This window comes from Jezberella montanilacus (assembly GCF_003003055.1).
Taxonomy (GTDB): domain Bacteria; phylum Pseudomonadota; class Gammaproteobacteria; order Burkholderiales; family Burkholderiaceae_B; genus Zwartia; species Zwartia montanilacus.
Map to the genome: position 1 here is coordinate 321945 of NZ_PVTV01000011.1, position 14329 is coordinate 336273.

12 protein-coding genes are annotated in these 14329 nt (G+C 51.1%); 7 read left to right on the forward strand and 5 right to left on the reverse strand.

Annotated elements, in window-relative coordinates; genetic code table 11:
- Positions 1 to 17: 17 nt before the first annotated feature.
- Together BCM14_RS03155 and BCM14_RS03160 are read right to left on the reverse strand one after the other, a co-directional pair.
- On the reverse strand, positions 18 to 1085 hold the full coding sequence (locus BCM14_RS03155) for an aldo/keto reductase (RefSeq protein ID WP_106226531.1): 1068 nt from the start codon (positions 1083 to 1085) through the stop codon (positions 18 to 20).
- A gap of 72 nt (positions 1086 to 1157) precedes the next feature.
- Positions 1158 to 2741: an ABC transporter substrate-binding protein gene (locus BCM14_RS03160; protein ID WP_106227016.1), complete on the reverse strand. Its 1584-nt coding sequence runs from the start codon at positions 2739 to 2741 to the stop codon at positions 1158 to 1160.
- Between the two features lie 165 nt (positions 2742 to 2906).
- Here BCM14_RS03160 and BCM14_RS03165 point away from each other — a divergent pair, with 165 nt between their 5' ends.
- From BCM14_RS03165 to BCM14_RS03195, 7 genes are all read left to right on the forward strand, one after another.
- Positions 2907 to 3737, forward strand: coding sequence for an alpha/beta hydrolase (locus BCM14_RS03165; protein WP_106226532.1), 831 nt, complete (start codon positions 2907 to 2909; stop codon positions 3735 to 3737).
- Between the two features lies 1 nt (position 3738).
- Positions 3739 to 4749: a Bug family tripartite tricarboxylate transporter substrate binding protein gene (locus tag BCM14_RS03170; RefSeq protein ID WP_259673393.1), complete on the forward strand. Its 1011-nt coding sequence runs from the start codon at positions 3739 to 3741 to the stop codon at positions 4747 to 4749.
- Positions 4750 to 4785: 36 nt separating this feature from the next.
- Positions 4786 to 5574 (forward strand): SDR family NAD(P)-dependent oxidoreductase, encoded by a 789-nt coding sequence (locus BCM14_RS03175; RefSeq protein WP_106226533.1) that lies wholly within the window; start codon positions 4786 to 4788, stop codon positions 5572 to 5574.
- Entirely contained in the window at positions 5571 to 6737 is a 1167-nt protein-coding gene (locus BCM14_RS03180; RefSeq protein WP_106226534.1) for an acetyl-CoA acetyltransferase, read from the forward strand. The genes BCM14_RS03175 and BCM14_RS03180 overlap by 4 nt, the downstream gene beginning before the upstream one ends.
- A complete protein-coding gene (locus BCM14_RS03185) occupies positions 6734 to 8323 on the forward strand; it encodes an acyl-CoA synthetase (RefSeq protein ID WP_259673394.1) in 1590 nt (529 codons plus the stop codon). The genes BCM14_RS03180 and BCM14_RS03185 overlap by 4 nt, the downstream gene beginning before the upstream one ends.
- A gap of 116 nt (positions 8324 to 8439) precedes the next feature.
- Positions 8440 to 9450, forward strand: coding sequence for a TRAP transporter substrate-binding protein (locus BCM14_RS03190; RefSeq protein WP_106226536.1), 1011 nt, complete (start codon positions 8440 to 8442; stop codon positions 9448 to 9450).
- On the forward strand, positions 9447 to 11321 hold the full coding sequence (locus BCM14_RS03195) for a TRAP transporter large permease (protein ID WP_106226537.1): 1875 nt from the start codon (positions 9447 to 9449) through the stop codon (positions 11319 to 11321). The genes BCM14_RS03190 and BCM14_RS03195 overlap by 4 nt, the downstream gene beginning before the upstream one ends.
- Positions 11322 to 11356: 35 nt before the next feature.
- Here the strand turns inward: BCM14_RS03195 and BCM14_RS03200 are convergent, their stop codons facing one another.
- From BCM14_RS03200 to BCM14_RS03210, 3 genes are all read right to left on the reverse strand, one after another.
- Positions 11357 to 11881 (reverse strand): carboxymuconolactone decarboxylase family protein, encoded by a 525-nt coding sequence (locus BCM14_RS03200; RefSeq protein ID WP_106226538.1) that lies wholly within the window; start codon positions 11879 to 11881, stop codon positions 11357 to 11359.
- A gap of 112 nt (positions 11882 to 11993) precedes the next feature.
- Positions 11994 to 13343, reverse strand: a complete 1350-nt coding sequence (locus tag BCM14_RS03205; protein WP_106226539.1) for a hypothetical protein — start codon at positions 13341 to 13343, stop codon at positions 11994 to 11996.
- 71 nt (positions 13344 to 13414) lie between these two features.
- On the reverse strand, positions 13415 to 14308 hold the full coding sequence (locus BCM14_RS03210) for an NAD(P)-dependent oxidoreductase (protein ID WP_259673395.1): 894 nt from the start codon (positions 14306 to 14308) through the stop codon (positions 13415 to 13417).
- Positions 14309 to 14329 lie beyond the last annotated feature (21 nt).

Below are 14329 nucleotides of genomic sequence, written 5' to 3' on the forward strand. Positions count from 1 at the left end.
CTCCTCAGTGAATGGGTTTAGTAGGCTGGATCGCGGATGTCGAAACGAATCTCGTCAATCGCTGCCAAAACCTCTGGACTGAGTGTGATATTAAACGCATCCAGATCCTCGTCAAGGTGAGCGACAGACGTCACCCCAATGATGGTGCTCGCCACGTGCCAATTGTGATAACAAAAAGCCAAAGCCATCTGCGTTGGCGTCAAACCGTGATCGCGCGCCAAATTGTTGTACCGCAGCGCTGCATCAAACGCGATTTGGCGACCCCAGCGTTGCTTGCGCACACTCTCATAACCAGACAGCCGGGTACCCGGCGGCGCGTCAGGGCCAAGAATGCCGCTCTTGTCATACTTGCCCGTCAGTAAACCGACGCCAAGGGGCGAATAGGCGAGTAAGCCGACACCGAGACGATACAAGGTCTCGTCCAAGGCATTTTCAACGGTTCGGTTAAGCAAACAATAGGTATTTTGCACGCTCGCCACCCGGGGCAAGCCATGCTTTTCACTCAGTTGAATAAATTCGTGAACACCATAAGGTGTCTCGTTGGATAGCCCGATATGCCTAACCTTGCCAGCCTTGACCAATCTACCCATGGCTTCGAGCTGCTCAAGAATCGGAGTCAGGTTTTCACCATCCTTAGCTGGATCGAAATACATCGTGCCGAACGCTGGTACATGTCTGACGGGCCAATGAATTTGGTAAAGGTCAATGTAATCAGTTTTCAATCTTTTTAAACTATCGTGGCACGCTTGTTCGATGTCAGCCGCGGTGAGATTTGGTTTACCCTCACGAATCCAGGCCATCCCTCTCGACGGCCCAGCAACCTTAGTGGCGATCACGATTTTTTCTCGGACACCCGGCCGCTGTTCGATCCAGTTGCCGAGTATCTTTTCAGTCAAAGTAAAGGTCTCAGCTTTCGTCGGCACCGAGTACATCTCTGCCGTATCCAGAAAATTGACTCCTCTTGCAAGTGAGTGATCCAGAATCGTGTGAGCCAGAGGCTCAGTGACTTGTTCGCCAAAGGTCATCGTTCCCAAACAAATCGGGGTAACTTGAAGATCGGATTGCCCTAACTGAAGCGTTTTCATTGGATATAACCTGAGTGTTTAAAGAGTGGGTGAAAGCTTAGCACTCTAACCATGTCAGGCTCACTCGTTAGGTCAATTCTTCTTCAGGTTCCAGAACACATTGACGGGTGCGTAGAGCAAGCCAGTGACCACCCCCTTGCGCAGGACCGAGTTGTAGTTGTAATCACCCACCTTGGCCAGAATGCCGGTTTCATAGTTCTGCAATTGCAGCGCAACAGCAACTTTCTTTCGCGCTTCCTGATCGGGAGCCATCATGAAATCAGTTTTAAGTTGTTGCAGCTTCGGATCGGTCGTCCAACCAAACCAGCCCTTCTCTCCGTTGCCAGTCAAGGGCGGGAAAAACAACGGGTTCATCATATCGGGATAGCCAAACCCAGTAATGAAGACATTCCATCCACCATTTTCAGGCAAGTCTTTTTTAGCGCGCCTTGTTTGCACGGAGGCCCAGTCCATGGCTTGCAAATCAACATTGAAACCCGCCTGTTTGAGCAACTGCGCCAAGACGGGTGGAAATTTATTGATCGTCGCAAGATCGGTGGGATAGAGCAACAAAACTGGCTTGCCATCGTAGCCCGCTTCTTTAAGCGCCTTCTTTGCCGCTTCAAACTGCGGTTTGCCTGTGAAATAACTCGTCTCCGAAGACATCAGCGGTGAACCGCAAGGGTAGATCGAGGTGCAGGTACGATAAAGATCCTTATTGACGAATTGGGCTCTCATCAAGGCTTCCTGGTTGAGGGCCATGATCGCCGCCTGGGCTATCTTCGGATTATCGAAAGGCGGAATCAAATGGTTCAGATGCATAAAAGCAGCACCCGAGGGCATAGGTTTGATGATCTCTAACTTAGGATTGGCTTTTAAGTTTGCGTACTGCTCGGGTGGCATGAGCTCAATCATGTCAACTTCCCCGTTCGCAATAGCGTTAGCCTGTGTTTGTGCGTCTTTCAGCACTACCCATTCCAGCCTGTCGACAAAGACACGCTTAGCTCCGGCCGTCCCCGAAGGCTTTTCTGAGCGGGGGATGTATTTCTCATTTTTTAGATAGACGATCTTTGAGCCAGGTTTGTATTCATCCATTTTGATGACATAAGGACCCGAACCAATGTAATCCTTAATCTGCTGATCCGCAGGGGTCAGCGCAACACGCTTAGGCATGATGAAAGACGGGCTTCCGGATTGTTTGGAGAACGCATCCAGCACCATCGGGAAAGGCGTCTTGAACGACATTTTGAAACGCGTATCGTCAATCGGCTCAAAAGTCGTGAGCTCTTGCATCATCACCTGACCAAAAACGTCGCGTTTGGCCCAACGATTAATGGAGGCAATGACGTCATCCGAGGTAACTGGTGCGCCATCGCTAAAAACGAGGCCCTTTCGCAAAGCGAACGTCCACTCTTTGAAATCAGGAGATTGAGTGAACGTATCGACCATCTGGGGCTGGATTTTCCCCTGTGCATCGATACCAAATAATTGGTCGTAAACCATGAAGCCGTGATTACGGGTAGTAAAACCGGTCGTCCAGATCGGATCGAGAATCTTCAGATCGCTTTGAGGCACCAGACGCAAGACCTTGACCGAGTCCTCACCAATGGCTGGGCCAGTGAGGCTAACCAAGGCGATGATCCCGCTAATTAGTCGATACTTAAGATGATGGAACATATTGATATCTCTATAAAGAAGCTGAATTTTTTTGCGTTGATAACCCACTGCAATTTTCGTGCCATCGTGTTTCTATCACGCTCAATTGCCTGAATGAGTTGTCCGGCTTAGTGGTTCTGAGATACGCTTGACGCTTCTCACCCCTCGTATAGAAAACCAGAAATCATGAACGAAGCAGTCGAACGTGAATTTAATCCTCGAGTTTCGGTACCTGATACTGAACCCTACATCAAACGAGGCGCCGAGCAGAGTGCTAAAGCATACGCGACCCATGAGCATCAGTCTGACCTCAGCTATGCGCCGGGCGACTTAACCACGCTGGATTATTTCCCCTGTGGTCAGCCTGGCAGGCCTCTTTTCGTGTTTATTCACGGTGGTTTTTGGCGCGGCAGGGATAAGAAAGACTTTGCCTATGTGGCGAATTCGATGCTACCGACTGGCTGCAATGTTGCGTTGATGAACTACGATCTTTGCCCCACAGTCACGGTCACACAGATTACTCAACAAATCAGAGATGGACTTGTCTGGTTATCGAGTCAGGCGACTAAGCTCGGATTCAAGTCTGGATTGCTGGTGGCAGGGCATTCAGCAGGCGCGCATTTGTTAGCCATGACCTTGGCAAAAACTGGACAGAGCTATCAACTACCCGATCAGGTAGTCAACAAGGCCTACCTCATCAGCGGCATCTACGACTGTTCTCCGGTGCTCGAAATTTCGGTTAACGAAGAAATTAGAATGACTGAGCAAGAAGTCCCCTTAATGAGTCCGATACGATTTGCCATGCCCGCTGGGGTTCAGTATGAAGTGCTTGCTGGCGGTGCAGAGCCAGCGGGATGGGTCAAACAATCGACCGACTTTGCCGAGCACTTACACCGACACGGTTGCAATGTGAACATGCAGCTTAGACCTGGCCTGAACCACTATTCCATCCTGCAAGAGTTTGAGACGAGTGACGGCTATTTACCCCAACTTATCCAACGCGACTTAAAGGCTTAACATGTTGCTGCTTAAAAAAGTCATGTGCCGTCAGCCTTCCCTCGTGGGCGCGCTGCTGGCGGCCCTGACAGTTTTATTAACCGTGCTTGTCCCGAGCCTCGCGTCCTCGCAGACCTATCCCAACAAACCGATCAGGCTGGTCGTGCCTTTTGCACCGGGCGGCGTGACTGACGTGAGTGGTCGAATCGTGGCAAGTGCGCTGGCAAAAAGACTAAATCAACAAGTCGTGGTTGAAAATAAACCTGGAGCTTCCGGCAACATTGGCGCTCAACTCGTTGCCAAGGCCGAGCCGGATGGCTATACCCTGCTCTTGGTACTCGACGGTACGTTGGTGATTAACCCTCATGTTTACGAACAAATTGGTTTCGATGCGCTGAAAGATTTTGCGCCTGTCGCAAAGATTGGCAATTCAATCATCATCATCGTCGCGAACCCAGGCGTCTCTGTTAAGACGCTGGCCGACGTGGTGGCTTTATCCAAATCCAACGGCAAAGGCCTCGAGTACGGCACCTCTGGCAACGGCAGCATCACCCACGTTGCGGGCGAACTGTTAAAACAACAATCTGGTGCCAACTTGGTTCACGTACCGTACAAAGGTGGTGGTCCAGCGGCTGCCGACGTGCTGGCCGGGCATATTCCGCTCGCTTTTGCCTCGGCTTCGTCGGTAACCCAGTACATCGACGCGGGGCGACTCATTCCGATTGCTGTACCGAGCGCCAAGCGGTCTGTCGTGTTTCCGAACGTGCCAACTTTTGTCGAGTCAGGAGTGAACGACGTCGAGCTTAATTCTTGGGTAGGCGTATTGGCCCCTGCTAAAACGTCACCTGCGATTGTTGAGTTTTTGAATAAAGAGATCAACAGCCTCTTGAATACAGATGAAGTCAAAGAGCAGTTGCAAATTTCGGGCATTATTGCAAGCCCCGGCACGCCCGAGGCATTCGCAGCTGAGATCACCAAGGACTTTAACGTCTATGGGCCAGTCACCAAGAAGGCGGGGATAAAAGCCAACTAAAAATAGACGATAATGACAAAAAATTAGAGACAACGTATGACTGATAAAAACAATTCACAACCCGTCGCTTTTGTAACTGGTGCGGCAAGGGGCATTGGTCTGGCGATCGCCAACTGGTTTCTGGCCCATGACTACCGGGTCGCCCTCATTGATATTGACTCGGCTACTTTAGCCAAAACAGCAAGCGAGCTCAATACCGAACGCGCCCTAACCTTGGTTTGCGACATTTCCAAACCAGAGCAGGTGCAGCAAGCGGTCGATCAAGTGGTAACCAAATTCGGGCGAATTGATGCGCTCATTAACAATGCTGGTGTCGCCGTGTTCAAACCGATTACTGAAACAACTTTCGAGGAGTTTCGGTACGTGCTGGGCACTAATCTTGACGGTGCATTCCTCTGTTCACAAGCTTGTATTCCGGTGATGCGCCAAGGTGGCAAAGGTGGTGCAATTGTCAACATTGCGTCGATTTCAGGTTTGCGCGCCAGCACCCTGCGAGTTGCTTACGGCACCAGCAAAGCAGCCCTCTTGCATCTGACCAAGCAGCAGGCAGTTGAATTGGGAACCGAAGGCATACGATCCAACGCAGTCTGCCCGGGCCCAGTCGATACGGAGATGGCAAAGCTAGTGCATAGCGTTGCGATTCGATCGGATTACTATGATGCTATCCCGATGAATCGTTACGCGACCACAGAAGAAATCGCGAACGCGGTAGGATTTTTATGCAGTGAAAATGCAGCTTTCATCAACGGTCAGTTTTTAGCCGTCGACGGCGGCTTCGACGCCTCTGGCGTAGGCATACCCACACTCAGGAGCAATCAATCATGAATCAGCCCTATATCGTTGGTTGGGGTCACACCCCCTTTGGCAAACTGGACAACATGACGCTCGAACAGTTGATTCGCGATGCGGTGTATCCAGCACTCGACAGCGCAGGGCTTGAGCCTGGCGATATCGATGCGATCTATATGGGCCACTTCAATAACGGCTTCGTACCGCAAGATTTCAGCGCGTCACTTGCTGCCGTTGCCATTCCGGAGTTTCGACACACGCCTGCCGTCCGCTTGGAAAATGCCTGCGCAACTGGATCGGCCGCGATCCACAATGCGTTGGATGCGCTCGCCAGTGGTCGTATCCGCCATGCCTTGGTGATCGGAATGGAAAAGATGAACACCCTGCCTAATCAGCAGATCGGTGACATCTTGCTAAAAGCTTCATACGTTCAAGAAGAAGGCCACACGCCGGGCGGGTTTGCCGGCGTGTTTGGTCAGATCGCTCAAGAGTATTTCAACCGCTTTGGTGATCAGTCTGACGCGTTGGCTGCGATCGCTGCAAAGAATCATGCGAACGGTGTGCATAACCCCTATGCCCATCTGCGCCGCGATCTTGGCTTTGATTTCTGCCGCAACCCGTCTGAGAAAAACCCGTTTGTTGCAGGGCCGCTGAAGCGCTCGGACTGTTCGCTGGTGTCGGATGGTGCTGCAGCGCTGGTGTTATCCAACCAACCACTAGTTGGTGCCAAAGTGCCGGCCATCAGATGGCGTTCGCGCACGCAAGTGAACGAATTTTTACCGTTATCACGTCGCGATCCGACCAAGTTCGAAGGCACCGCCATGGCGTGGGCCAAGGGTTTAAAAGACGCGGCGCTAACCCTTGATGACATCAACTTCGTCGAGACACACGATTGCTTCACCATCGCCGAGATGCTTGAATATGAAGCCATGGGTTTGGCTAAACACGGTGAAGGCGCGCACGTCATTCTTGATGGCATCACGCGCAAAGACGGCAAACTGCCCGTTAATCCATCGGGTGGTTTGAAGTCTAAAGGCCATCCCATCGGTGCCACGGGTGTTTCGCAACACGTGATGGCAGCCATGCAATTATCCAATACAGCTGGGGACATGCAGATCGAAAACGCCCGCGTCGGTGCTGTCTTTAACATGGGCGGGGCTGCTGTTGCCAACTACCTGAGCGTGCTGGAGGCGACTTGAACCCAGCGCAAGTCATGAACTTGGGTCGTCTGCTGACCCACACTGCAAAGCTCTATCCGCATCACACAGCCTTAAGACAAGGCGAGCAGGTTTGGACCTGGTCGCAGGTCAATGCTCGGGTCGATGCGATGGTCAATGCACTACGCGCCCTCGGCATCAACAAGGGCGATAAAATCTTGATGCAATCCAGAAACAACCTGCAGATGTTTGAATTCTGCTGGGTTGCATTCAAGATGGGTTGCGTTTGGGTGCCCACCAATTTTCGACTGACGCCCAATGAAGTGGCCTATCTGGGCGCCTCAAGTGATTCGATAGCAATCGTTGTCGAGGATATTTTTGCCGGACACGTGGACGCGCTGCTTGCTGAGTCCAAGCTTATCCGACATGTGATCACGATCGGCACCCCACGTGCAGGCGAACTCAGCTACGAAGATCTTATTGCCGCCCATCTTGGCGAAACTGCCATCGATGCGACGGTTGCCGCTGACGATCCTTTATGGTTTTTCTATACGTCAGGTACGACAGGCAAGCCCAAAGCAGGTGTCTTGACGCATGCGCAATTAGCGTTTGTCGTTACTAACCATTTGGCTGACCTGGCTCCAGGTACCACCGAGAAAGATGTATCGATAGTCGTCGCACCGCTTTCGCACGGCGCGGGTGTGCACGCCCTGCTGAACGTGGCGCGAGGTGCTGCTTCAATACTGATGCCAAGCGAGCGCTTTGACCCCGAGCAATTCTGGCAACTAGTCGAACAACACCGAGTCACTAATCTGTTTACCGTACCGACTATTGTCAAGATGCTGGTCGAGCATCCTGCCGTGGATCAGTACGATCACAGCTCTTTGCGCTATATGATTTACGCTGGCGCGCCGATGTACCGGGCCGATCAGAAACGTGCCTTACAAAAACTGGGCAAAGTATTGGTGCAATATTTTGGCCTAGGCGAGGTAACAGGCAACATCACTGTTCTGCCACCCGACATGCATTCGGCGGAGGACGACGATCCAAACGCTAATGTGGGCTCTTGCGGCAGACCCCGCACAGGTATGGAAGTTGCAATTCTCGACACCGACTGTCAACCCGTTGCAACAGGAGAGATTGGTGAAATCTGTTGCCGGGGTCCGGCTGTTTTTGTGGGCTATTACGGCAACGAAGACGCAACAAAAAAGGCGTTACGTGGTGGTTGGTTTCATACTGGTGATTTGGGCAAACTCGACGACCGAGGTTTGCTCTACATCACGGGCCGCGAATCAGATATGTATATCTCAGGTGGCTCAAACGTTTATCCAAAAGAAGTAGAAGAGGTTTTACTCACCCATCCCGCCGTCGCTGAAATCGCGATACTCGGGGTTCCCGATGAAAAATGGGGTGAGATCGGTGTCGCAGTCATCGTGTTGCGGGACAATGCAAAAGATGTGACTGATGCCGAACTACTTGCTCACCTTGAAGATCGTTGCGCCAAATATCGTTGGCCCCGTAAATTTTTTTTCTGGGACACAATGCCGAAATCAGGTTACGGCAAAATTGTGAAAAAAGACATCAAACGCTTGCTGCTTGAAAGAGGCGAAATCGTCGAACTGATGTGAACGACGTATTCATTTGCGTCAAAGTCACTAGGGACAACCCTAGAACGTCAATAAAGTAGGCCCTCAAGCGATATTGGTCATGTTAAAAACGTCTCATTATTCAGGAGACAAAAAAAATGACTATCAATCGTCGCACTCTTATTCTTGGCGCTGGCGCTGCAGCAGTTGTATCACCGTTTGCAGCAAGCTTTGCTCAGAAAGCAAAATTCAACTACAAGTACGCGCACAATTTGCCTGTCACTCATCCCCTGCACAAAGGTGCAGAATCAGTCGCTGCCGCAGTGAAAGCAGGCACAGCCGGCTTAGTTGAAATTCAAGTTTTCCCCAATAACCAATTGGGTAACGACACCGATATGTTGAGTCAGGTGCGTAATGGCGGCATTGAAATTTTCTCAATCGCCAGTCTGATTTTACAAACGCTCGTGCCTGCGGCAGGCATCTCTGGTTTAGGTTTCGCCTTCCCGGACTACCCTGCTGTCTGGAAGGCCATGGATGGCGATCTCGGCGCCTACATGCGTTCAGAAATTGGCAAAAAAGGCTTGTTCGCTCAAGAAAAAATCTGGGACAACGGATTTAGACAGGTCACAACTTCGACCAAACCAGTCAAAACGGCGGCAGACTTGGACGGGATGAAGCTGCGCGTGCCGCCCTCGCCTTTGTGGACCTCCATGTTTAAAGCGTTTGGCGCCGCACCGGCTTCGATCAACTTTGCAGAGGTGTATTCAGCGCTACAAACAAAGATCGTTGAAGGTCAAGAAAACCCACTTGCTGTCATCGAGACGGCAAAGCTCTACGAAGTTCAGAAGTATTTATCTTTGACCAATCATATGTGGGATGGCTACTGGCAATTAGTCAATCAAAAGGCCTGGGATCGTCTGCCCGACGACGCGCGCAAAGTCATGGCTAAAGCAATGGAAGAGGCAGCAATCTTAGAACGCGCTGAAGTTGCGGCTCTTAATGGATCGCTGCAAGCTGTCTTAGAAAAGAATGGCATGGTCGTCAATCAAGTGGATAAAGAGTCGTTGCGTCAGAAATTAATCTCAGCTGGTTTTTATTCCGAGTGGAAGACCAAGTTTGGTGATGCCGCTTGGGCGACCCTCGAGAAATACACAGGTAAGCTTGCATGACGGTGGCGCATCATGGCTCTCACGAGCCTCAAGACCAAGTTGACGCTCACCCTTTTTTGACTAAGCTAGATCGCACGCTGGGATGGATGGTAGAAATCCCAGCTGCGTTGCTGGTTTTGGCCGACATTGTTGTGCTGTTAGCTGGCGTGATCTTTCGATTCGCTCTGCACCACCCTTTAGTCTGGTCAGATGAGTTGGCATCTATTTTGTTCATCTGGATGGCGATGATGGGCTCTGTCGTTGCCTTTAGACGCGGCGAGCACATGCGGATGACCGCCTTAGTCAGCAGTCTGTCGGCACAACGACGCGCCTTACTAGAGGCCGTCGCCTTGGTCGCGTCGCTAGCCTTCTTAGTACTGATTGCCTGGCCAGCATTAATCAACTCGATAGAAGAAATTGATATCACCTTACCAGCACTGGATATTCCAAACAGCTGGCGCGCAGCCGCACTGCCGGTAGGCGTCTTGTTGATGGCTCTGTTCGCTCTCATCAGACTGGGGCGAACCTCAACACCCAAACAGATGATCCAAGCGGCTGCTATTGTCGGCGCGATCATCGGCGCGTTCTGGCTTGCCGAGCCGCTTTTTGAAGATCTGGGTCGTATCAATCTGCTGATCTTTTTTGTGGGAGTCGTTGGTGCCACGGTATTTTTAGGTATTCCGATCGCCTTTGCTTTCGGCTTAGGCACCTTGAGCTACCTGGCGTTAAGCACCAGCACTCCTTTGTCTGTGATGATTGGTCGAATGAACGATGGCATGTCTCATCTGATTTTGCTGGCGGTACCGCTCTTTGTGTTTCTCGGATTGTTAATTGAAATGACGGGTATGGCCAAAGCCATGGTCGAATTTCTTGCTAGCATCTTGGGGCGTGTCAAAGGCGGCTTATCTTACGTGCTAATCGGTGCGATGTATCTTGTATCAGGGATTTCTGGGTCTAAGGCCGCTGATATGGCAGCGGTTGCCCCTGCCCTGTTCCCTGAAATGAAAAAGCGTGGCGCCTCCGAAGGAGACTTAGTGGCACTCTTGTCTGCCACCGGTGCTCAAACTGAAACCGTGCCGCCAAGCCTCGTATTGATCACCATCGGATCGGTGACAGGTGTATCAATTGCCGCCTTGTTCACAGGCGGCTTGTTACCAGCCGGCGTGCTTGGCGCGATGTTGTGTTTGGTCGTCTGGTTTCGCAACCGCAATGAGGATATCCGTGGTGTCAAAGCGACTCCATTACTGAGAATTATCAAACTGTTTTTGATTGCCTTCCCAGCACTTGCCTTGCCCTTTGTAATTCGAGCGACCGTGATTGAGGGCGTCGCTACCGCCACCGAAGTCTCAACGATCGGCATCGTTTACGCTATCGTTGCTGGCATCGTTGTCTATCGACAATTTGATTACAAGCGACTGATTCCGATGTTGGTCAGTACGGCATCCTTATCTGGTGCCATCCTGTTAATTATCGGCACCGCCACTGCAATGGCTTGGGGCTTGACCCAATCAGGTTTCTCAAAATGGCTTGCTCAATTAATGGCAGCGCTACCTGGCGGTGCAGGCATGTTCATGGCCGTATCGCTTGTCATCTTTGTGGTGCTGGGTTCTGTGCTTGAAGGGATACCTGCCATCGTTCTGTTCGGGCCACTCTTGTTTCCAATTGCCAAGCAATTGGGCATACACGAGGTGCATTACGCGATGGTTGTCGTGCTTTCGATGGGTCTTGGTCTGTTTGCACCGCCCGTTGGTGTCGGCTATTACGCTGCTTGTGCGATCGGCAACGTGAGCCCTGATGCAGGCATTAAACCGATTCTGGCCTATTTACTAGCCCTTTTCATCGGTATCGTGATTGTGGCTTGTGTGCCCTGGATTTCTATCGGATTTTTATAGCCCGTAGAGGACCCAGGGCCTCACGATCAGCCAAATTACTGCTGATCGTGAGAATGGATTTGCAGGGCTTCAAGAAAGCGCGAAACCATGTTGTACGCACCAACCGTTGCGGTAAGTTCAACTAGCTGACGATCATTTACGGATTCTTTGACCTTCGCAAACACGTCAGCAGGCACTTGTACATTCTTGGTCATGGCATCGGTATAGGCCAACACAGCGCGTTGCACCGCATCAAATTTTTCTGATTCAGACCATTTATCCAAATCATCTAGTTGAGCCTGAGTGACGCCTTCTCTCAAGGCAATCGGCGCATGTTGCTCAGCCTCGTAGGGCGCACCGTTAATCACGGCAACACGCATGATGACCAATTCGCGCAAAGCCGGTGGGAGCGTACTTTTTTGACGGATTGCAGTTAGAAAGTTCAACCAGCCTTCAGCCACTGGCGGTGCGTTAAGCAGCATTTGATAAAGATGTAGTACTTTGCCTCGCTCGGCAATGATGCGATCAACTAGAGGTTTGGTTTCAGCGTGGTTTAGATCTGCGTAGTCAATGCGCGCCATGATTGTCTGCTCTCTGGAAACGGTAAATTAAAATTATCACTGAATCATCCCCTAAATGGCCTCTAAGATCAAGCTTGCGGGCTTGATTGCCAAGACGTTTCGAATAAGACGATTACTTTCTAGGTCGGCGTCCGATCAACATCAGCGGAGGCAGTAATAGCAACCATGACACTCTGGCCTGATACCGATCATGAGGTTTCGACAAGGCACCTGTCGCCAATGCGTTCGCTACAAAGCCCACACACAGCATCACCACCAAAGGGCCTGCAAACTTAGGCTGGGTAAGCAGCAGATACAACGACAGGGCAAGAGATAAACAAACAACACCTTGCATCACCAAGTTGTAGCGTTCAAATTGTCCGAACAAGCCCTTTGTGAGCAATTCGTTGTGGGCTTGAAGCGAGGATTGAAAACGTTGTACCTCAGCGTCCGGGAAGTATTCCCGCAGGACTTTTTCAACCGTCAAATCCAGATAATCTGAATGCAGCGTATCCCCCAGTTTGATCATGCTCATCTGGTTAACCGTATTCTTTACAGAAGATACAAGAACTTGTAACGGTCTCTCAGTGACAACCGCCCGAACGATTTCAGAGGCTTCGGGTGCCAATCCTATTGGCCCGTCGGGATGACTCCAGACAACGCCTGTTCCGTCCCACAGAAACCTATCGCTGTCCGTTGGCAAGCGCTCTGACCACTCACACAGATGCCACGTTCTGCTAGCACAATACTTATCCAGTATCGGTTGAGTATGACCATCTGCAGATAATCGAGCAAGCATAAAGACCGAACCGTGTGGCGACACCGAGAATTTGCCAAAGGCGAGATAGCTTGTCCCTACGAGGGCAACTAATGCGATCAGCAGCGGGACTAAGGCCAGTAAAAACCGCCTTGGCCGAAACAAAAGCACGACACAAAGACAGGTCGCAGCGATGATCAGATGAGACAGATGCACTGCAATGGCTAACGACGCAACAATCACCACCCACCGCTTTAACCAAGTAGAAATCGCTCTATCAAATCCCAACACAAACAAGGCAAGCACAGCAAGGCCAGCAAAAATATCTGGCATTAAAAACGACGCAAACCAAGGCGCTGTGCTCACGAGTCCGAGAGCGAAGCAGGTCAGCAAATGACGGTGCAGCGCTCGTCGAGCGACGCACGCAGCGGTCAGCCAGAGTAACTGTGAGAGCAATAAAGCTTGGGCAGCTGCCACCCACCATAAAGAACGCCAACTATGGAGCAACAGCATCCAGGGACCGTAAATAAAAGGCTTATCCCAATTAAAAAAACCAGGCGCAGGCTGAGCAATAAAAACGTGAGTATCACTGAAAACCAAGGGATAGCCGTTAAGCAACGCTGGCCAGATAAAGGCCAAAGCGCCGATACAAACGGCAACGAGGCTCATCACCGTGTTTGCAAACCGAGGATGATCTTGCTCAATCGCCACAGGCAGTATTTGCATAAAATTTAAATCCAGCGCAGCTATTGCAAAATCTCAGTCGGTTCGCAGCAGGTGTCGAAAAAATACGATGATTATTCGGTGTAATTACGAATAACTGCCGCATCATCGAGTTTGCCTAAGCCGTGTCCGCTGCTCTCGAGGAACTGCAGAAATGCAGTGTGTGCCATGGGTGCGGCGAAGCTCGCTTGCTTGGCGGAGTCCAGCACCAAACCAAGGTCCTTCACGAAGATATCAACCGCAGACTGCACATCATCAAAAGAATCGGCAATCATGCGCGGCCCGCGATCACCAAGCATCCAGGAAGACGCCGCACCGCTTTTCAAGATTTCGAGGGTGGTGTCGAGTGGTAGACCATGTTTTTTTGCCATCGCCAAAGCCTCGGCAGCAGCCGCGATATGCACACCGCACAATAACTGGTTGACGACTTTCATCTGAGCGCCCATCCCAGCTTCTGTCCCCAGAAAGAAAATTTTGCCTCCAATCGATTTCAAGATCGGTTGAATACGCTCGTAGATAGCAGTCGGCCCAGCGGCCATGATAGTCATCGTGGCATTCTTGGCGCCTATCTGACCACCGGTAACAGGCGCATCCATGAGATGAACGCCGATCTTGGCCAGACGCACTGAGAGTTCTCTCAAGAACTTGGGAGCCATCGTGCTGCACGCGATAAAAACCGTGTCAGGGCGCATTGTTTTCGCAAGCCCGTTTTCGCCAAAGAGCAAAGCCTCTGTTTGAACGTCGTTCACGACAAAGCTGATAACAACATCGCAAACAGACGTCACATCACTTGCCTCACGCGAAGCAACGCCACCGATTGATTCAAGCCATTTAAGTGCATCAGCGCTGACATCACGACCAATAACCTGATAGCCATTTTTAATCAGATTCTCAGCAACGCCCCTGCCCATAACCCCAAGGCCTACCAGGCCAATTGCTTGCTTCTTTTCAGGTAACATCAGTCGCATCCTTTTCATTTTGTTTGATCA